The sequence below is a fragment of the Sphingopyxis sp. Soil_C_28 genome (assembly GCF_057657055.1).
The window spans coordinates 1-19,060 of sequence record NZ_JBDGJE010000004.1; the positions used below are offsets into that span (position 1 = coordinate 1).

The 19,060-nt window shown below is 64.2% G+C and carries 17 protein-coding genes; 3 read left to right on the forward strand and 14 right to left on the reverse strand.

Features of this window, described 5'->3' with window-relative positions; genetic code table 11:
• Window positions 1-288: 288 nt before the first annotated feature.
• The 8 genes from AC3A43_RS17215 to sucC form a co-directional block, all read right to left on the reverse strand.
• The gene (locus tag AC3A43_RS17215; RefSeq protein WP_487793797.1) at window positions 289-1,059 is read right to left on the reverse strand and encodes an energy transducer TonB family protein; all 771 of its coding nucleotides are present in this window, start codon (window positions 1,057-1,059) and stop codon (window positions 289-291) included.
• Between the two features lie 161 nt (window positions 1,060-1,220).
• Complete coding sequence (locus tag AC3A43_RS17220; RefSeq protein ID WP_487793798.1) at window positions 1,221-2,129, reverse strand: energy transducer TonB; 909 nt, start codon at window positions 2,127-2,129, stop codon at window positions 1,221-1,223.
• 78 nt (window positions 2,130-2,207) lie between these two features.
• Complete coding sequence (locus AC3A43_RS17225) at window positions 2,208-3,200, reverse strand: cupin-like domain-containing protein (RefSeq protein WP_487793799.1); 993 nt, start codon at window positions 3,198-3,200, stop codon at window positions 2,208-2,210.
• 53 nt (window positions 3,201-3,253) lie between these two features.
• Complete coding sequence (locus AC3A43_RS17230; RefSeq protein WP_487793800.1) at window positions 3,254-4,534, reverse strand: serine hydrolase domain-containing protein; 1,281 nt, start codon at window positions 4,532-4,534, stop codon at window positions 3,254-3,256.
• A 108-nt stretch (window positions 4,535-4,642) separates the two neighbouring features.
• Window positions 4,643-5,992, reverse strand: coding sequence for a DUF389 domain-containing protein (locus tag AC3A43_RS17235; RefSeq protein ID WP_487793801.1), 1,350 nt, complete (start codon window positions 5,990-5,992; stop codon window positions 4,643-4,645).
• 6 nt (window positions 5,993-5,998) lie between these two features.
• Entirely contained in the window at window positions 5,999-6,928 is a 930-nt protein-coding gene (locus AC3A43_RS17240) for an electron transfer flavoprotein subunit alpha/FixB family protein (protein WP_487793802.1), read from the reverse strand.
• Window positions 6,925-7,674, reverse strand: a complete 750-nt coding sequence (locus tag AC3A43_RS17245; RefSeq protein ID WP_487793803.1) for an electron transfer flavoprotein subunit beta/FixA family protein — start codon at window positions 7,672-7,674, stop codon at window positions 6,925-6,927. The genes AC3A43_RS17240 and AC3A43_RS17245 overlap by 4 nt, the downstream gene beginning before the upstream one ends.
• A gap of 108 nt (window positions 7,675-7,782) precedes the next feature.
• A complete protein-coding gene (sucC, locus tag AC3A43_RS17250; protein ID WP_487793804.1) occupies window positions 7,783-8,988 on the reverse strand; it encodes an ADP-forming succinate--CoA ligase subunit beta in 1,206 nt (401 codons plus the stop codon).
• A gap of 190 nt (window positions 8,989-9,178) precedes the next feature.
• Here sucC and AC3A43_RS17255 point away from each other — a divergent pair, with 190 nt between their 5' ends.
• Window positions 9,179-10,312, forward strand: coding sequence for a M23 family metallopeptidase (locus AC3A43_RS17255; protein WP_487793805.1), 1,134 nt, complete (start codon window positions 9,179-9,181; stop codon window positions 10,310-10,312).
• Window positions 10,313-10,315: 3 nt separating this feature from the next.
• Here AC3A43_RS17255 and AC3A43_RS17260 read toward each other — a convergent pair whose 3' ends face one another.
• The 6 genes from AC3A43_RS17260 to AC3A43_RS17285 form a co-directional block, all read right to left on the reverse strand.
• The gene (locus AC3A43_RS17260; protein ID WP_487793806.1) at window positions 10,316-10,627 is read right to left on the reverse strand and encodes a hypothetical protein; all 312 of its coding nucleotides are present in this window, start codon (window positions 10,625-10,627) and stop codon (window positions 10,316-10,318) included.
• A gap of 5 nt (window positions 10,628-10,632) precedes the next feature.
• Complete coding sequence (locus AC3A43_RS17265; RefSeq protein WP_487793807.1) at window positions 10,633-11,766, reverse strand: serine hydrolase; 1,134 nt, start codon at window positions 11,764-11,766, stop codon at window positions 10,633-10,635.
• A 137-nt stretch (window positions 11,767-11,903) separates the two neighbouring features.
• A complete protein-coding gene (gene msrA, locus AC3A43_RS17270; RefSeq protein WP_487793808.1) occupies window positions 11,904-12,593 on the reverse strand; it encodes a peptide-methionine (S)-S-oxide reductase MsrA in 690 nt (229 codons plus the stop codon).
• A gap of 329 nt (window positions 12,594-12,922) precedes the next feature.
• A complete protein-coding gene (locus AC3A43_RS17275; protein WP_487793809.1) occupies window positions 12,923-14,134 on the reverse strand; it encodes a pyridoxal phosphate-dependent aminotransferase in 1,212 nt (403 codons plus the stop codon).
• Window positions 14,135-14,264: 130 nt separating this feature from the next.
• Window positions 14,265-16,097, reverse strand: coding sequence for an aminodeoxychorismate synthase component I (gene pabB, locus AC3A43_RS17280; protein WP_487793810.1), 1,833 nt, complete (start codon window positions 16,095-16,097; stop codon window positions 14,265-14,267).
• A 37-nt stretch (window positions 16,098-16,134) separates the two neighbouring features.
• The gene (locus AC3A43_RS17285) at window positions 16,135-16,671 is read right to left on the reverse strand and encodes a hypothetical protein (RefSeq protein ID WP_487793811.1); all 537 of its coding nucleotides are present in this window, start codon (window positions 16,669-16,671) and stop codon (window positions 16,135-16,137) included.
• A gap of 134 nt (window positions 16,672-16,805) precedes the next feature.
• On the opposite strand from AC3A43_RS17285, the gene AC3A43_RS17290 reads away from it, so the two are divergent.
• Entirely contained in the window at window positions 16,806-18,473 is a 1,668-nt protein-coding gene (locus AC3A43_RS17290) for an AMP-binding protein (RefSeq protein ID WP_487793812.1), read from the forward strand.
• 113 nt (window positions 18,474-18,586) lie between these two features.
• Window positions 18,587-19,042: a MerC domain-containing protein gene (locus tag AC3A43_RS17295; RefSeq protein WP_487793813.1), complete on the forward strand. Its 456-nt coding sequence runs from the start codon at window positions 18,587-18,589 to the stop codon at window positions 19,040-19,042.
• Window positions 19,043-19,060 lie beyond the last annotated feature (18 nt).

A 19,060-nucleotide genomic window follows, 5' to 3' on the forward strand; every position in this document is an offset into this window, starting at 1 on the left:
ATATACGCCGCCGACGGCGCACGCCGCAGCACATAGGCCCCGCCAGCCCAATCAAACGCCCAGCTCTCCATGTTCGCGCCGCCAGACAAGCGCACAAGACCCGACAACGCGCCACCACCAGAAACGCGGGCCATGAACAGCGAAAGCAAGGCTGACAAATCGGTCATGTCATGATCGTGCGGGCGATCCAGAGCGAGCGCAACCCGGCAATCGCGTCAGCCGCACTGCGGCTCAAGAAAAAGAAAAGAATAGAGCAATGGGCGGCAAAGCGGCCTGAGCGAACCGCGCTCAGATATGGAACACCACCGAATTCAGCCAATAGGAAGCGATGGCGTTTCCGTCCGCATCCAGCGCTGGGTCAAAATCGGCGTTGCGCATGATCGCCTTGCAAACCGCGTCGTCGAACGCCTTAGGCCGGGTCGATTGCTGGATATGGCAGGCCGTCGGCTTGCCCGCGGCATCGACGTTCAACCGGAAATGCACGATCGCGCGTTTGCCCGACAGCAGCATCGGCAACGGATAATCGCGCGATTTCATCCACTCGCCCGGATTGCTCCGAGGCTTCAGCTTCCGCGACAGCGCGGCGTGTTTCGCCACGTCGATACCCCAATGATCGAGCAATTCGTCGGTGCATTTTTCGAGCGCGGCGAGCGGCGCGCCCAGCGACCCGGTTTCGAGAATGAAAGGATGGCGGATCGACCGCTTCACCTCGATGAAGGTGACGGCGGCTTCCTGCTCGGGCGTGAGCTGCGGCCATTCGAAGTCATAGCGCTTGGCCTTGAGCGCCGCTTCGCCGGCAGCACGGACTTCGGGCGAATAGGGCGCGATGCGGACATTGCCCCGGATGATCAGCGACGGCGTCTTGTCCGCCAGCGTCGCGGGATAGAATTCGGCCTCCTGCTCGATTTCATTCGGTCCGAACCTGATCCGGACTATCCCTTCGTTCAACCTGGTGTCCGCAGGCCTTCCAACGAAGCTCAGCCGCAGTGCGTCGCCCGGCTGATAGCGGTCCACCAGCAAGACGACCTTTTGATCGCCTTCGCCGAAGCTGCGGCCCATTCGACAACTATCGTCCGCATAGTGGACGTTCCATCTTGAACCGGGTTTAAGCCGCAGCGGCTCTTTGGCGGCGCCGATACCGGGCAGCGCAAGTCCTGCAGCGGCGAAGGAAAATATAAGATAGCGTATCGAATTTCTCCCGGTTCGCGTCCGGCCAAAGACTATTTCGGAACCTGCCAGGTGAAATGATTGGCATAATAGCTCGCCGCCGCATTGCCAGCGGCATCGCGCGCCGGATAAAAGGAACTGCGCCGCAGCATGAGATCGCAAGTTGCCTTGTCGAGATTGGGAAACCCCGAACTGTGAAGTGTCCGGCAGCCTGTCGTTTTTCCCTTTTCTGAAACGGTCAGCAGGTAGGTGACAATGCCCTCGTTCCTCTGTTTCCGCTCGGCGCTCGGATAGTCCTCATCATAGATCCAATGCGATTCGCGGGGCTTCGGCTTCTGCTTGATCGCACGCGCATCGTCCGGGTCGATACCCCAACTTGCCAGAAGATCGTCATGGCATTTTTCCAGAGCCTTGATCGCGGGCTGGATGTCGCCGAGCTGCAAGCGCAGATCGAGCTGGCGGCCGCTGATCCGGACACGCTGGTCGCCCTGCATGGCCCGCGAAATGGCTCCATCCTCGTCATCGAACTTGATCGTCTTTTCGGTTCGCCCGGGCACTTCAAACGGCCATGCGGGAACATTGCGGACGAATTTTTGAGGAGCGAATTCGATCCTGTACCATCTGAAGTCGGAGTAGGCCGGCATGCTCTTGCCGTAGATACCATAGGTGTAGGCGTCGAGCGTCAGGCTGCGTTCGATTTCGAGGACGATGGCGGTGTCGCCCTGCCCGAACCGGCGCAGCAGGCGGCACTTCTCGTCAGCATATTCGACCTCCCATTTGCTGGTTGGCTGGAGCCATTCGGGGGCATCGGGCTCCGCCCTCGCTCCGACCGCCACGAACGAGGCAGCCGCCATGGCCGCACCGAACATCGACAAATTGCGCTCCCGTCTCCGCATGTCGCGAAACTTGCCCGCAGTTACGCCGCTACGCAAGCCCCTCAAAAGAGAGGAGTCGGTGTTCATCTGGCCCCTTTTTCCGATCGTGGAGGTGCATCGGGTCATTCGGGCGGCCGTCAGCGCCGCAGGCCATCGCAACGGCGGCTAAAGCGCGCCCCAGGACTGATAGTCTTCGACATGCACATTGGGTCTGCAAAAGCTGGTAAAACTCATGCTGGCGGAGAGGTCGAGCGCTTCAACCTGGTGCCACCATCCAACCGGCAGGAAGACCGCTTCACCAGGTCCGATGATTGTTTCAAGCACCGGCGGCTTCACCGAATCACCCGGCCCGGCAGGCAAGGCGTCGTTGCCCCAATCGGAAAAGCAGTGGCGACTGTTGCGCATCCGCGCGAACGCCCAAGGCGGCGCCATCCGCACGCGCTTGCGGCCGATCACCTGCACGAGCAGATTGTTAGTGAGGTCGTGGTGCCAGGGAGTGAGCGTGCCTTTGGGCCCGAGCCAGAAAAAGCCGTCGCGTGTCCGCGTTCCGTCGAGCAGGGCGATCGGCGCCATATCGTCCCACAGCGGGGCGAGCGCTGCGGCGTTCGTGCCGCTATTATAGGCGGTGAGGTAGATATCGTTACTCGCCTCTTCCTTGCGCAGCCAGTCGAGCAGCTCGGCGAAACGGACCAGGCGGCGATGATCGTCCTTGGCGAGCTCGTAATCATGGCTGCGCTCGCGCTCGACCTGTGCCTCGACGACGGCATCACCGGCGATCACCCCGAAATGATCGAGCGACCAGCGCGTGAGTGCGGGCCAGTGATCGATGATGGCCGTCAGCTTCGCGGGCCGGTTCGCCTCATAATGATAGCGATAGAAATGACCCGGATCTGGCGCATCGAGTGTGTCGAGCGCAAAGCCGCCGTCGGCCTCGCGCGCCAGCCGCTCCTGATTGGCGAGCAGCCAGCCCTGCTTCGCCATCCGCGCCGCCTGCCGCCGCAGCATCGCCGCCATCGGATCCCTGGCGAGCCGATCGACCTCATATTTCGCCGCCGCCGCTGACACGCCCGCGGCCGCGAGACGCGCGTGAAGCGCGGCGTCGTTATCGCCGGCCGCGAGGCCTTCGGCGAGCAGGGCGCGTTTGTCGGGCTGGGACATCTGAAAACTCCTCGACCCGCTCAAGGACATGGCGATGACAAAAAGATGACAGCCTAATCGCCCGCTGGCCCCACATAGTCCATGCCATAGACCGCCGCGCGGAAATCGCGGTGGAGCGTGCCGTCATAGGGCATCGTCTGGACAAAGAAGACCGCAGTGAGCTTGTTCGCGGGATCGACCCAGAAGAGGGTCGATGCGGCCCCGTCCCAGAAAAACTCGCCCACCGCGCCGCGGTTTTCTTCGCGCGTTTGGGGTGGCGCCTTGCGCACCGCGAAGTCGAAACCGAAACCGACCGCGCCCTTGCCAGGCAGCCATGCGCGTTCGGTGATCGCGGGGTCGAGCTGGTCGGTCGCCATCAAACGCACCGTCGATGGCTTGAGGATGCGCGCACCGTCCAGTTCACCCTTGTTCAGCAACATGCGTGCAAAATGCTGGTAATCGTCGAGCGTCGAGGCGAGCCCGAAACCGCCCGGCGTCAGCGCATTGCCGTGGAAGTTCAGCTTCTGCGCGTCGGCTGCGGCCTGCTGGACGAGCTTGCCGTCCTTCTTCACATTCATCGCCGCAAAGCGCGGCAGCTTCGCATCGGGGTGCCGCCATGCCGTATCGGTCATTTTCAACGGTTCAAAGATATGGGCGCGAACATAATCGGCGAACGGCTGGCCCGAGAACTTCTCGACCAGCGCCGCCTGCACGTCCACCGCGATGCTATATTCCCACTGCGTGCCCGGCTGGAACAGCAAGGGTACGCCCGCAAGGCGGCGGCTCGATTCGGCAAGCGGGATCGTAAGTGCGAGCGGCTCGGCGGCGACATAGGCATCATGCGCAGGGGTCGGCCCGGCGCCATAAGCAAAGCCCGCGGTGTGGCGCAGGATATCGCGGATAGTGATCGGACGTTCAGCGAGTACATAGCGCGTCTGGCCCGCCGCATCCTTGCCCGCATAGACGCGCATATCGGCATATTCGGGCAGATATCTGGCAAGCGAATCGTCGAGACGAAACTTGCCCTGTTCCCAAAGCTGCATCAGCGCGACCCCGGTCACCGGCTTGGTCATCGAATAGATTTGCGCGATCGTGTCGCGGCGCATCGGGCGCTTCGCCTCGCGGTCGGCCATGCCCGCAGTACCGAAATAGACTTCGCGCCCGTCCTTCCAGATCAGCGCCGAGGTGCCCGCCGCGCGGCCATCGGCGACCATCGCCCCTAGCGCAGCGTCGATCCGTGCCTTGTCGATCGTCAGCTTTTCGGACGGCGCGGCTTGCGCTTGTGCAGGGCGCGCGGATAGCGGGAACGTGACCCCCGCCGCGATGATAACCAAAGCGAGTGCCGCTGCGCGCAAGATATTCTCTCCTGTCCCGATCGATGATTGCCGGTTCGCACCATTTCATCGAGTCCGGGACAGCGCGTCAACTCTCATGCGGCTTGAATAGGTCTGCGGAGCCGGCCGTTACTCGACAGGAGCGGGCTCACTCGCCGCCTCGGCCGCGGTCAGGGCGCCGTTCTGGATCAGCCAGTTCGGATAATCGGCCTGCACCGATGCCATGATACGATCGACCGCCGAGGCGACCTGTTCGCCCTCGGCCTCGCGGTCGCGCTGGACGACGACGCGCCGGGCCTGCGCGTCGATCAGCACGCGGTCGCGGCGCACCAGTTCGCCGACCGTCAGGCCAGCAAGGATGGCCCGACTATCCCCCTCGCGCTGCTCGAGCGTCGCGAGACGGCGGTTCAGCTGCTCCTCATATTCGGCGGCGGCGTTGGTCTGCTGCCGCAGCTGGACGATGCTTACCCGCACGTCGCGATCGAGCCGGTCGCGGACCTTTGTTGCCAGTGTTGCATTCAATCGCGCGGCATATTGATCGACCAGCACGACGCCATCCACCGCGACCGCGTCGTTTTCGATCCGCACATTCAGGCTGTCGATCCGGTCATCCTTGCTCAGCAATTGGTCCAGCTGCGACTGCACAGTCGTTCGCGCGAGCAGTTCGCGCGCGATATTGTTCAGCGACAGCGCGAGCGGGATCGACAATATGCCCAGCGTGACGACGATGCCGACGACTTGCAGCACCGTATGCTGCGGTGTCAGCGACGGGCCGAAGCGGTTAAGCCGCGCGACGATGGTAGCGGCAAAGGCGATTGCCAGCGTGTTGGTCAGGAACAGCAGCGCGGCGCCAAGGGCGAAATCGAAACGCCCGGTGGCGAGGCCGAACCCCACTGTCGAGAGGGGCGGCACCAACGCCGTGGCGATGGCGACCCCGACCATGACCCCCGACAGCTTGCGCATGATCGCGTAAACACCGGCAATGCCACCGACGACTGCAACCGCCAGGTCGAGCAGCGTCGGCTGAGTGCGTGCGCGTAATTCGGAGGTAACATCTTGGATCGGCGACAGCCAGATGATCAGCATCGCGACAAGGATCGCGACCGCCATACCCGCCGCCATCGTCACCAGCGAGCGTTTGATCAGATTGCTTTCGAGCGTCGCGAGCCCGAAACCGACCCCCATGATCGGGCCAAGCAAAGGCGAGACCAGCATCGCCCCAATCACCACCGCAGTGGAATTCTGCAACAGTCCCAATGTCGCGATCGCGGCGGACAGGACGATCAGCAGCAGGAATTTCTGGTCGAGCCGCGCATCGCGCGCGACGCTCGCCAAAATCAACGAGCGGCCGTGAGCATCGCCCGCGGCCGCTTCGTCGTGTTCGTCATCCTGTTCCGCTGCCAACCGCGTCGCCCGTCGGCCGCCCGCGTTAAACGGCGCATCGCCCATACCGGGCACTCCGGGATGATCGCCGGTCACGGCGGATCAGATCTTGGCCGTCAGGTCCGGCACCGCGGTGAACAGATCGGCGACGAGGCCGAAGTCGGCGACCTGGAAGATCGGGGCGTCTTCGTCCTTGTTGATCGCGACGATCGTCTTGCTGTCCTTCATCCCGGCGAGATGCTGGATCGCGCCCGAGATGCCGATGGCGAAGTACACCTGCGGCGCGACGATCTTGCCGGTCTGGCCGACCTGATAATCGTTGGGGACATAACCCGCATCGACCGCAGCGCGCGAAGCACCGAGCGCAGCGCCGAGCTTGTCGGCGAGCGGGACGATGACTTCTTCATATTTCTCGCTCGAACCCAGCGCGCGGCCACCCGACACGATGATCTTCGCAGAGGTGAGCTCGGGACGCTCCGACTTGGCGATTTCGGCGCCGACGAAGCTCGAGATGCCGGCATCACTGCCTGCACCCACGGCTTCGATCGTACCCGAACCACCCGAGGTCGCGGCCTTGTCGAACGCGGTACCGCGAACGGTGAGGACCAGCTTCGCGTCCGACGATTCGACGGTCGCAATCGCGTTGCCCGCATAGATGGGGCGGGTGAAGGTCTTCGGACCCTCGACCGACAGGATTTCGCTGATCTGCATCACGTCGAGCAACGCGGCAACGCGCGGCGCGACATTCTTGCCGGTCGTCGTCGCAGGCGCGAGGAACGCGTCATGCGAACCCATCAGGTCGGCGATGAGCGGCGCAATGTTTTCGGGCAGATTGTGACCGAAAGCGGCGTTATCGGCGACATGCACCTTGCCGACGCCCGCGATCTGCGCAGCTTCCTTGGCAACCGCGTCGACGCCCGAACCGGCGACGAGCAGATGGACTTCGCCAAGCTTCGACGCGGCGGTGACCACCGCGAGCGTGGCGTCCTTGACGGCCTTGCCGTCATGTTCGACCCAGACGAGCGTTTTCATGAGTGCACTCCCATGGCTTTCAACTTGGCAACCAGTTCATCGACATCGGCGACCTTGACGCCCGCCGAGCGAACCGGCGGCTCCGATACCTTCACGACCTTCACACGCGGCGCGGTGTCGACGCCGTAATCGGCAGGGGTCTTGGTATCGAGCGGCTTCGACTTCGCCTTCATGATGTTCGGCAGCGAGGCATAGCGCGGTTCGTTCAGACGAAGATCGGTGGTGACGATCGCGGGAAGCTTGAGCTTCACCGTTTCAAGGCCGCCGTCGACTTCGCGCGTCACGCTGACGCTGTCGCCATCGACATTGACCGCGCTGGCGAAGGTGCCCTGCGCCCAGCCGGTGAGCGCGGCGAGCATCTGGCCGGTCTGGTTGTTGTCATCGTCGATCGCCTGCTTGCCGAGGATCACAAGACCCGGCTGTTCGGCGTCGGCGATTGCCTTGAAGATCTTCGCGAGGGCGAGTGGCTCGACCGCATCGTCGGTCTGCACGAGGATGGCGCGATCGGCGCCCATCGCGAGCGCAGTGCGCAGCGTTTCCTGCGCCTTCGCCGGGCCAACCGACACCGCGATGATCTCGGTCGCAACGCCCTTTTCCTTCAGGCGGATCGCTTCTTCGACACCGATCTCGTCGAACGGGTTCATCGACATTTTGACATTCGCCAGGTCAACGCCCGTGCCATCGGACTTCACCCGCGGCTTCACGTTGTAATCGAGCACCCGCTTCACGGGAACGAGGATTTTCATAGCTTCGACAGCTCCTCTCGAAAAATTGTGCACTGCGCCATAATTGGCGTTTACGTAAACGTCAACTAGCAGTCCCGCACCCGCCCCTTTTGGGGCGGGTTTCGGTTTTTACGCCGCGCGGACTTCCGCAACGATCTTCTTCGCCGCATCGCCAAGGTCATTGGCGGCCACGATCGGCAGGCCCGAATTGGCGAGGATATCCTTGCCTTCCTGGACGTTCGTGCCTTCGAGGCGAACGACGAGCGGCACCGACAGATTCACTTCCTTCGCCGCGGCGACGATGCCGTCGGCGATGATGTCGCACTTCATGATGCCGCCAAAGATGTTGACGAGAATGCCCTTCACGGCGGGGTCCTTGAGGATGATCTTGAACGCCGCGGTGACCTTTTCCTTGCTGGCGCCACCGCCAACGTCGAGGAAGTTGGCCGGGAATTCGCCGTTGAGCTTGATGATGTCCATCGTCGACATCGCAAGGCCCGCACCGTTGACCATGCAGCCGATGTTGCCGTCGAGCTTGATGTAGGCGAGGTCATATTCCGATGCTTCGACCTCGGCCGGATCTTCTTCGGTCAGGTCGCGCAGCTCGGCGAGGTCCTTGTGGCGGAACATCGCATTGCCGTCGAACGCGACCTTGGCATCGAGCACGAGCAGTTCGTCGCCATCCTTGCCTTCGCAAACGGCGAGCGGGTTGATTTCGATCTGTTCGGCATCGGTGCCGAGGAACGCGGCATAGAGGCCGGCAAGAACCTTGGCAGCCTGCTTGGCGAGATCACCCGACAGCCCGAGCGCTGCGGCGACGCTGCGGCCATGATGCGGCTGCAGGCCCGTGGCGGGGTCGATGGTGATCGTGTGGATCTTTTCCGGCGTGTCGTGCGCGACGGTTTCGATGTCCATGCCGCCTTCAGTCGAGGCGACGACCGCGATGCGGCTCGAGCCACGATCGACGAGCAACGCGAGGTAGAATTCCTGCTTAATGTCCGCGCCGTCGGTGATGTAGAGGCGGTTGACCTGCTTGCCGGCTTCACCGGTCTGGATCGTCACCAGCGTGTTGCCGAGCATATCCTTTGCGTGTGCTTCAACTTCCTCGATGGTCTTGGCGAGGCGGACGCCGCCCTTCGCGTCGGGGCCGAGTTCCTTGAACTTGCCCTTGCCGCGGCCACCCGCGTGGATCTGCGACTTCACGACATAGAGCGGCCCGGGGAGCTGCTTCGCGGCGGCGACGGCTTCTTCGACGCTCATCGCGGCAATGCCCTTGGGGACGGCGACGCCATATTTCGCGAGCAGTTCTTTCGCCTGATATTCGTGGATGTTCATGAGGTCTGCCGGGCCTTTCGACTCTGGAAGGGGAGAGGATCGGCGCCGCCTAAGCACAAGTTCGGCGGCAATTCTACCCCTAGCGGTCCCATGCGGCCGACCGGAACGACGCCGCCCGCCCCTGATAGTGACGCCTGAAACTTTCCCTGATAGGCCCACCGGGACGCGTGGTCGAACAGGGGAGCCCAAGGTGCAGATAAAGTTCGTGATTTTGGCGTTGCTGGCGTTCGCCGGTTCGAACGAGACGCGCGCGCAGCAGGCGCTCGATATCGATGTCGCCGGAGCGCCGAAAGTCGTTCGCGTCGGCGAAAGCGACCAGCTCATCTACGAAATTCACCTGACGAATTTTTCCAGCCGGCCGCTGAGGATCGACGACCTGGTCGTCAAGGCGGATGGGCGCAGCGTTCCGGTGAAGACCTATGCGGCCGACGAACTGGCCGCCGCGATCGCGATCGTCGGTCCGAAGGACGCGAACAATGCGGGCGCGATCGCCCCGGGGCGCCGGGCGGTTCTTTATATCAACGCGCCGGCTCCTGCCGGTCTCTCCAGTGGTCTGATCACGCATGACCTGAGGTTGAGCGAAGTCGCCCCCAACGGCGCAGGCGCGACCTTCACCGTCACGGGGGGGCTCGCGAAGATCGATGGCGCCGCCCTGCCCCGCCTGTCACCACCGCTGCGCGGCGGCCCGTGGGTGGCGGTGTACGAACCGCGCATGGAACGCGGCCACCGCCGCGTCTTCTATGCAACCGAAGGGGCGGCGACGCTACCCGGCCGCTTCGCGATCGACTGGATGAAGGTCGACACGAGCGGCAAGCTGTCGTCGGGCGACGACAATATTCCCGCGAACTATTATGGCTTCGGTGCCGAGGTGCTCGCGGTCGCCGACGGCACGATCGTCGCACTCCGTGACGATGTGCCGGATCCTGCCACCGTGTCAGGCCGGACGAACCCCTCGATCGCCGATGCCAGCGGCAATTTCGTCGCGCTCGATATCGGTGACGGGCGTTATGCCATCTACGAACATCTGAAACAGGGCGCCCCCGTCAAGGTGGGCGACCGCGTCAAGGCCGGACAAGTCGTCGGCTTCCTCGGTTTCACCGGACAGGCCAGCGCGCCGCACCTGCATTTCCACCTCGCCGACCGGCCGTCGATCCTCGGCGCCGAAGGACAGCCCTACACCTTCACCTCGCTCACGCGGCTGGGGCAATATGCGACAATCGACAGCTTTTCCCGCCGCGAGACATGGCCGCCCGCCGATCGATCCGAAACGGTTCGCAACAGCTTTCCGCCGCCGAACCTGGTCGTGCGCTTCCCGGGCAAATAGGGCTCAGCGCAACGCGCAGAGCGCCGCCGAGCTGGTCGACACCGTCAGGATTTCGGGATCCTTGAGCGCGCGGACCTTGCGAAAAAACTGGTCGAGCGACAGGTCAGTAACGCGCTTGTCCTTGAGGCTTCCCAGCGCCGACAAACGGCGAAGCTGGAGCAGCGACAGCCGGTCGACCATGCGTTCGGCCATGCACGCCGACATCGCCTTCGACAGGCCGGCGTTGTTGAGGCCGGTGCGCAGCCGCGTTTCGGGGGTCGCACAGCCGGCGAGCGCAAGCGACAGCGCCAGCAGCGGCAGGACAGCAAGCTTCATCGGGGTTACCTTCCGTGGAATTCGGCGACGGCGCTCGATACCGCCTGCATCAACGCCATGCGCGCCGGAATACCGGCGGTCGTGCTGCCCATCATCACGACGATGGCATAGCGGGTGCCGTCGGGGGCCGTGGCGATACCGATGTCGTTATAGCCCGCGGTCATGCCGCCCAGATTCTGTCCGGTGCCGGTCTTGTGCATGAATTGCCACCCCGGCGGCAGCCCGGCCTTCAGCCGCTTCGGCCCGCTCCGCGTCCGGCTCAGCACGCCCTGCAGATAGTCGGTCGAGGCCGGCGACAGCAAGGTTCCGCGCGCGAGCCGCGTCAGCGCGCTGGCGATCGCGGCGGGGCTCGCACCGTCGACCGGATTGGCGAGATAATTATCCATCGCAGCCTGACGCGTCGCGGCGGGCAGCGCCGCGCGCGCCGTCTCGAAATTGCGACCGACCGAATAGCTTTGCTGCCAGCTCATCCCCGCAGTCCCAGCCTGCAACAATCGCTCGCCCGGACCGAAACGGATCGCGCCCAGATCTTTTTTCGCGATGAAGGCGCGCACCGCACTGGGGCCGCCGACGGTGCGGAGCAGGCTGTCGTTCGCGGTGTTGTCGCTGTGTGTGATCGCGGTCTCGATCAGGTCACGGACGCTCATCGTCACCGATCCTTCGGCGCGAACGCGCGCGGCGAGCGGCTGGTGGAACAAAGTCAGATCCTCGGGGCCGATGCGGACGCGCTGGTCCAGTGTCAAGCGGCCCTGGTCGACGGCGTCGAGCACCGCGAGCGTGACCCAGAGCTTCGATACGCTTTGCTGCGGGAACAGCTCGGGACCGCGCTGCGCGATCGCCCATTCGCCGTCGATGCGCTGTACCGCAATTCCGGTCTTGCCGGGAAAGGCGCGCCAGAGCGCATAGATGCGGTCGGTAAGCCCGGCAGGCGCGCTGCGAAAACCGGGGTCAATCGGCCCCGCGGGGCGCGGCATGGTCGATCGCACGGGCTGGCCGATCGGCACGCTGACCGATCCGGCGGGAGGACGCACCGCCGCTTGTTGCTGCGGGCGCGGGATCGCGGCGCTGACGCAACCCGCAAGCACCGCGGCGCTCATCGTCACTGCGAGGAGCGGCCTGCCGGATGACTTAAACTTCATTGAAACCCCGCATTTGCGACTTTTTTATTTTCCCGACACCCATCGGTCTTTCCAGTCGTCACGCAGGCGCGCGGGGAGGGCCAGCGATTTGCGGTGAATGATTCTTCTGCCACGACCAGTGGCGGAACCACGTAATTTCAGGGTGCGGGCGTCGCCCGAACCATAGCAGGATAGAGCCGCTTCAGCGCGGCAAGTTTGGGCGCGTCCCAGCGCAGGATATAGCCATTCGACGGATTACGCCGCATGAAATCCTGATGATTCGCCTCGGCGGGATAGAAGCGCTTATACGCCTCGACCGGGACCACAATCGGCTTGGCGAAATATTTTCCCCCACCGATTTGCGACAGATAGGCGGTCGCGACCTGACGCTGGGTTGCGTCGAGGGGGACGATTGCAGCCCGATATTGCGGGCCACTGTCGGGGCCCTGACGATTCTTCAGCGTCGGATCGGCCACCACCGAAAAGAGAATGCGGAGCAAGCTGCCATAGCTGACCTGCGTCGGGTCATAGACGATCCGAACTGCCTCGGCGTGCCCCGACTTGCCGTCGTGCGTCCGCTCATATTTCGCGGTCGCGGCGCTGCCGCCATGATAGCCCGATTCGACCGAAATTACGCCTTTGACGTTCGAAAAAACGCCCTCAACGCCCCAGAAACAGCCGCCCGCGAGCACCGCGGTCGCGCGTTTCGCCTTGACTGCCGGGTCAACCGCCGCGGCAGGCAGCTTGACGACGCTTTCGGCCTGCGCCGGCGTACATTGTGCGACGATCGCACCAGCCACCAGCGCGGTGATCGCGCGAAGGGAAAGGGTTCGCCGCAACGGCGTCACGCGGGCAGCGGCAGTGCCGGCTGGTTGAGCACGATGTAGGTCGCGCCAATCGCAAAGCCTGCGAGCATGGTCAAAAACCAGTCGGAGCGGAGCATGGAGAGCATGTGGGCCTCTTTTCATATCTGTCTGTTCGCGGCTCGGGCCGCTTTGGTTACACCGACGATATGGAGCGCCCCGACCAGCCGTGCAGTGATGGCAGTCACCCTAACGGAAATGACTTACTATCCGGTGAACCGGGCGGTTAACCGCCGTTCATGTTCAAATAGGCATCGCTATCCGAATTACAAGACCGATCGGTACAGAATTCCTATGCGGACGAAAAACGTCCGTCAGGACAGCGCGGCGCACGCCTGTTGAATTCGCACGCAGGCTTCCTTCAGCACCGATTCCGACGTCGCATAGGATACGCGGAACGCCGGCGACAGGCCAAAGGCGGCGCCGGGCACCGCTGCGACCTTTGCCGAATCGAGGAAATAATCGATCAGCTTTTCATCGCTGTCTATCAGCAGGCCGTCCGGAGTTTTTTTGCCGATGCAACCGCTGGCGTCGGGATAGACATAGAAAGCGCCGTCGGGCGTCGGGCAATTGAGCCCCGGCGCGTCGTTGAGCATCGCGACGACCATGTCGCGGCGCTTGCGGAATGCGGCGTTGCGGTCGTCGAGGAACTGCTGCGGCCCGCCGAGCGCGGCGGCGGCGGCGGCCTGCGCGATCGAACAGGGGTTCGACGTCGACTGCGACTGCAGCTTGCCCATCGCCTTGATGATCCACGCCGGGCCGCCAGCATAACCGATGCGCCAGCCGGTCATGGCATAGGCCTTCGAACAACCATTCACCGTCAGGATGCGGTCGGCCAGGTCGGGGCAACGCTGCGCCAGCGTCGTAAAGGCAAAGTCGGCGTACCAGACATGCTCGTACATATCGTCGGCCATCACCATCACATGCGGGTGGCGGCGGATGACCTCGCCCAGCGCGTCGAGCTCTTCGCCCGAATAGGCGGCGCCCGACGGGTTGGAGGGCGAGTTGAACATCACCCAGCGCGTCTTTGCGGTGATCGCGGCATCGAGCTGCGCCGGGGTGATCTTGTAGTTCTGCGCCGCGGTGCCCTCGATGATCACCGGGGTGCCGCCTGCAAACGCCACGATGTCGGGATAGCTGACCCAATAGGGCGCGGGGATGATGACCTCGTCGCCCGGGTCGACCGTGGCGACCAGGGCGTTGAACAAGGTGTGCTTGCCGCCGACGTTGACCGTGATCTGGTCGAGTCCGAATTCGAGGCCGTTGTCGCGGCGGAATTTGCCGCGGATCGCTTCCTTCAGCGCGACGGTGCCGTCGACGAGCGTATATTTGGTCTGACCATTGCGGATCGCCTCGATCGCCGCTTCCTTGACGAAGTCGGGGGTATCGAAATCGGGTTCGCCTGCGCTCAGCCCGATCACGTCGACGCCCGCGGCTTTCAGCGCTGCCACACGCGCGGTCATCGCAAGCGTCGCCGAAGGCTGGATGCGGTTGAGGGCGGCGGAAACATGGGGCTTCAGCGACATGACGATATCTTCCGTGGCTTGCGCGGTTAGGGCTGCAAAAAGGACAGGAAATTGCGCGGGGCCGCGCCTAAAGCCTCTGACCGATATTCGCAAGCGCGCTGCTTGATAATTTACCTATGCGGTCGGCAGGTCAGCCTATCACGCTTTCCGCAGCGTACGCGAGCCGCGCCGGGATCAATCCACGCAGCGAATTGCCGATGAAGAAGCCACCATCGAGATCGGCGAGCCGAAGGTGCGATTCGACCGCGCGCCCCTTGTCGATCAGTTCGGCGCGCAGCACGCCGGGAAGCAGCCCCAGCGCCAGCGGCGGGGTGAGCAGCTGGCCGTCGCGCTCGACGAAGATATTGCTCCAGCTGCCTTCGGTGACGAAGCCCGGCTCGTCGACGAAGACGACCTCGGCGGCGCCGCTTTCGTGACGTGCGCTGTCATAGACCGCGCGCAGGCTGGTCTTGTGCGCCAGGCGGAAATCGTTCGCCGCCATCGGCGCGGGCCGCACCGCGACCGGCACCGGCAATTCGGCGATCCGCGGCAACGGCGACACCTCGACCGCGAGCGCGCCCGACGGTGCGAGGCGCATCCGCACCCGCGCCGCACTGCGCAGACGGAAGGTCGCCGATTGCAGACTGTTGCGCGCGCCGTGGCGGTCGAACGAAAAACCGAGCGCCTCGGCGCTCGCCTTCATCCGCGCCAGATGCCCCTCCAGCCGCTGCACGCCCTCGACCGGGTCGAAGAACATCGTTTCGATGAGGTCGAAGCTTTCCCCCGCTGCGCCCACAAATTCCCCCTTGGCCAGACATTCGCGCCATTCTTCAGCCGGTTCGCTGTCGGCGACGATTCCGGAGCCCAGTCCCAGCGTGGCGCAAGCCGGACCGTCCTGCAAGCCGCTTTGCGGTAACACCAAAGTCCGGATCGCGACATTGAACGCCGCGTCGCCCCCCGCCTCGATGAAGCCGATCGACCCGGTGTAAAGCCCTCGTTCGCCATCCTCGAGGTCATCGATGATTTCCATCGCGCGCACCTTGGGCGCTCCGGTGATCGAACCGCACGGAAAGGCGGCACGCAGCACATCGATCGCGCCGACGCCGTCCGGCAGCCGCGCGCTGACGTCGGAGACGAGCTGGTGGATCGTCGGAAAGCTTTCGACCCGGAACAGGTCGGGCACCGCGACCGATCCCGGCACCGCGACGCGCGACAGGTCGTTGCGAATCAGGTCGACGATCATCAGATTTTCGGCCCGCTGCTTCGGATCTTCGGCGAGTTCGCGCGCCGCGACCGCGTCGGCATCCGGATCGGCCAGCCGCGCCGCGGTCCCCTTCATCGGCCGCGCCATCACCTCGCCGTCGCGCAGCGCGAAAAACAGTTCGGGCGAGTGCGAGACGATCGCTTGCTCGCCGGTCCAGATCACCCCGCCATAGCCCGCGCGCGCCGTCCGCCGCAGCCGCGCATGAACCGCCAGCGGATTGCCAAGCACGGGTACATCCGCGCGGAACGTAAAGTTCGCCTGATAGATGTCGCCAGCGCGGATGAAGCCAAGCACGGCTTCGACTGCGGCCAGATAGTCGGCGCGCGCGACGCGCGGTGCGACCTTGCCGATCCACGCCGAGGCCGGGTCGGGAAGCAGGTCCGCTACCCGGTCGGCATCGATCCGCCGGACTTGGCGAAACAGCCCGAACCAACCGAGCGGTGCGTCGCCGGTGTCGGCATCGACCGCACCGCGCCACGCGGGTGCAAGCGCCTTGCCTGCCTCGTAAGTCAGATAACCCGCCGCATGCAGCCCGCAGTCCTGCGCCGCTTCCAGCGCCGATAATAAAGCCGGAACCTCTGCCGCCGACCGAGCGGTCAGAACTTCTACCGGACGGAGGAACAGCCGCGCTCCCGCCGCACCCTCGGCGCGCGCGTCGTCGAGCAGCACGAAGGGCGGGCAGTCCGGACCCGGAACGGGGATCGCGTCGCCGTCCGCCATCGCTATCTCACAGGTTTCGATCGCGCGCCGGCCGCGGTCAGCGGTCGCGCTTCATGCGGAACGAACGCCCGCCTTCGATGGTCGCGAAATAGCTGCCCATCGTCGCGACCTTGATCTTGATCTTCTGCCCCGGCTTCGGCTGGCGTGGCAGCTTGGTCGTGTCGATCTGGACCCACACCGCGTCATCTTCCATCACCAGCGTATATTTGCCCGAGCGATCGATGCTGGCCGAGCGGATGGTCGTTTCAATCTCCTTGACCTCATCTTCGTCGCCACCGAAAATTCCGCCGAGCTTGGGAAAAGAAAAACCAAACAGACCGCGCCGCGCCTTCTTGGCGGTATCGCGGTCGGTAAAGGTGATCTCGCGCGCCTGATCCGCGCTCGACAGCTCGCCGACCTCGCGATCGAAACAGGCGAGGCGCGCGGCGGAATCGGCGATGTCGCGGCAGGCGTAGAGTTCCTGAATCTGCGCCGGGCGCGCCAGCGGCGCCTTGTCCTTCGCGACGGCGGGCGAGGCCATGGCGCAAGCAAGAAGGACGAGCGGCCCGACGATCCGCGATGACAGCTGCAACATGATAAAACCCCTGGCGAGAACGATAAGCGTGCCTAGCCGCGCGCGCGCCGCGCGGCAAGCGAGGCCGGTTGCGAACGACGCTTACTGACCCTAGTGTCAGGAAGCCCCCTCCGTTTCAAAGGACGTCCGCCCACATGGATAGCCGCTTTTCCTGGTCGACCGACTACCACCACCCCACGCCTTGGGATCAGGAATTTCCGCCGCTGTCGTTGCCCGACATGCTCGCCGCCAGCGTGGCGCAGCGCGGCGATGCCCCGATGCTCGATTTCCTGGGCCGCCAGTTCAGCTATGCCGAAGTCGCGCGCGGCGCCGCCCGCGTCGCGCGCGGGTTGCAGCAGCGCGGGCTGGGCAATGGCAGCCGCGTTGGCCTGTTCCTGCCCAACGTCCCGCATTATGTCGCGGCCTATTATGGCGCGCTGGCGGCCGGGGCGACCGTCGTCAATTTCTCGCCGCTCTATACCGTCGCCGAACTCGAGGCGCAGGTCGAGGATTCGGGGACCGAGACCTTGTTCACCGTCAGCGCCGCGGCGCTGCTCCCCACCGCGCTGAAGGTACTAGACGGATCGAGCCTCAAGCAACTCGTGGTCGGATCGGTCGCGGGCGGGCTGCCCGCGGCGAAATCCATGCTCTACCGCCTGTTCAAGCGCAGCGAGGTCGCGGCACTGCCCGACGACCGCCGCGTCATCCGGTTCTCGACCCTCGTCGACAATGATGGCCGGCCCGAACCCGTCGCGATCGACGCGCAAAAGGATATCGCGCTGATCCAATATACCGGCGGCACGACCGGGACGCCCAAGGGCGCAAAGCTGACGCACCAGAATCTGACCGCCAACGCGCGGCAGGTGAATGCGATCGACCCCGACCATGATGCCGCCGATCGCATCCTCGGCGTGCTTCCCTTCTTCCACGTCTTTGCCAACACCTGCGTGCTCAACCGCACGGTGCTCAACGGCGGCTCGATCACGATGCTGCCACGCTTCGACGCAAAGCAGGCGCTGCAGGCGATCACGCGGACAAAGACGACCGCGCTGCCCGGCGTCCCGACGATGTACCAGGCGCTGCTAGACCATCCCGATCTGGCGAAGACCGACTTTTCCAGCCTGCGCATCTGCATTTCGGGCGGTGCGCCGATGTCCGCCGAACTGCGCGAGAAATTTGTCACCGCGACGGGCGCCTCGCTCGTCGAGGGCTATGGCCTCACCGAAAGCTCGGGCGTCGTCTCGACCAATCCTTACGAAGGCCCGGTCAAGCCCGGCACGATCGGTCAGCCGCTGCCCGCGACGCACATCCGGCTGCTCGACAAGGAAGATCCGTCTCAGGATGCACCGGACGGCGAACCCGGCGAACTCGCGGTCAAGGGGCCGCAGATCATGCAGGGTTATTGGAACCGCCCCGACGCCGATAAAGACAGTTTCACCGACGACGGTTGGCTGCGCACCGGCGACGTCGCCGTGGTCGAGGCCGACGGCTATATCCGCATCGTCGACCGGCTGAAGGACATGATCGCGGTCGGCGGCTTCAAGGTCTACCCCAGCGTGATCGAGGCCCACCTCCACGAACATCCCGCGGTCAAGGAAGCGATCGTGCTCGGGGTGCCCGATGCCTATCGCGGCGAAGCCCCGAAAGCCTTCGTCACGCTTGAAGAAGGATTCGACATCAGCGGCGAAGCGCTCACCGCATGGCTCAACCCGCAGCTCGGCAAGCATGAGCGAGTGAAGACGGTCGAAGTACGGCTGAACCTGCCCAAGACGATGATCGGCAAGCTCGACCGCAAGGCGTTGCGCGCCGAAGAGGGCGCGTAAGCACCTTCCCCCTTGGTGGGGGAGGAGAATCTTGCAATCTCCACGATGAGACATTGTAACGTTTGTCATGTTATGCCATATCCCGCGCTGATATTGCACCAACGGAGAATCGGGTGACCCATGTCGCCAGCCCTGCCCCTGTCCTGACGCGCCCTGCCCCTTTCTTGAGGCGTTGGGTCGCGGTGGTTCGGGCTGCGCGCGATTCGCGGCCGCTGACCGCGCTCAGCGGCGACCAGCTGGCGATGGGCCTGTCGGGGCTCTGCCTCGTGCATTGCCTTGCAACGACCGTCTTCTTTGCCTCGATCGCCTCGGTCGGCGGGGTATTTCTTGAAAATCACCTTTTCCACGAAATCGGCCTGATCGTCGCGATCGGCTTTGCGCTTATCACGCTCGTCTCGGGTGTACTCAGCCATGGCTATATGATGCCGTTCGCGGTCGGCAGCTTCGGTCTCGGCATGATGGCGGGCGCGCTCTCGCGGCCGCATGACGGCACCGAAGTGCTGGCAACGATGATCGGCGTCGCGGTCGTCGCGCTCGGCCACGACCTCAACCGCCGCGCGCGGCGCTGATCCCACCGCATCGGATAT

Bases quoted from the DNA above. Each gene is read 5' to 3' on its own strand.
- AC3A43_RS17215 (WP_487793797.1), bottom strand. From the start codon at position 1,059: ATGGGCCGCAGCTTCGGCGAAGGCGATCAAAAGGTCGTCTTGCTGGTG.
- AC3A43_RS17220 (WP_487793798.1), bottom strand. From the start codon at position 2,129: ATGAACACCGACTCCTCTCTTTTGAGGGGCTTGCGTAGCGGCGTAACT.
- AC3A43_RS17225 (WP_487793799.1), bottom strand. From the start codon at position 3,200: ATGTCCCAGCCCGACAAACGCGCCCTGCTCGCCGAAGGCCTCGCGGCC.
- AC3A43_RS17240 (WP_487793802.1), bottom strand. From the start codon at position 6,928: ATGAAAACGCTCGTCTGGGTCGAACATGACGGCAAGGCCGTCAAGGAC.
- AC3A43_RS17245 (WP_487793803.1), bottom strand. From the start codon at position 7,674: ATGAAAATCCTCGTTCCCGTGAAGCGGGTGCTCGATTACAACGTGAAG.
- sucC (WP_487793804.1), bottom strand. From the start codon at position 8,988: ATGAACATCCACGAATATCAGGCGAAAGAACTGCTCGCGAAATATGGC.
- AC3A43_RS17260 (WP_487793806.1), bottom strand. From the start codon at position 10,627: ATGAAGCTTGCTGTCCTGCCGCTGCTGGCGCTGTCGCTTGCGCTCGCC.
- AC3A43_RS17265 (WP_487793807.1), bottom strand. From the start codon at position 11,766: ATGAAGTTTAAGTCATCCGGCAGGCCGCTCCTCGCAGTGACGATGAGC.
- AC3A43_RS17275 (WP_487793809.1), bottom strand. From the start codon at position 14,134: ATGTCGCTGAAGCCCCATGTTTCCGCCGCCCTCAACCGCATCCAGCCT.
- pabB (WP_487793810.1), bottom strand. From the start codon at position 16,097: ATGGCGGACGGCGACGCGATCCCCGTTCCGGGTCCGGACTGCCCGCCC.
- AC3A43_RS17285 (WP_487793811.1), bottom strand. From the start codon at position 16,671: ATGTTGCAGCTGTCATCGCGGATCGTCGGGCCGCTCGTCCTTCTTGCT.
- AC3A43_RS17290 (WP_487793812.1), top strand. From the start codon at position 16,806: ATGGATAGCCGCTTTTCCTGGTCGACCGACTACCACCACCCCACGCCT.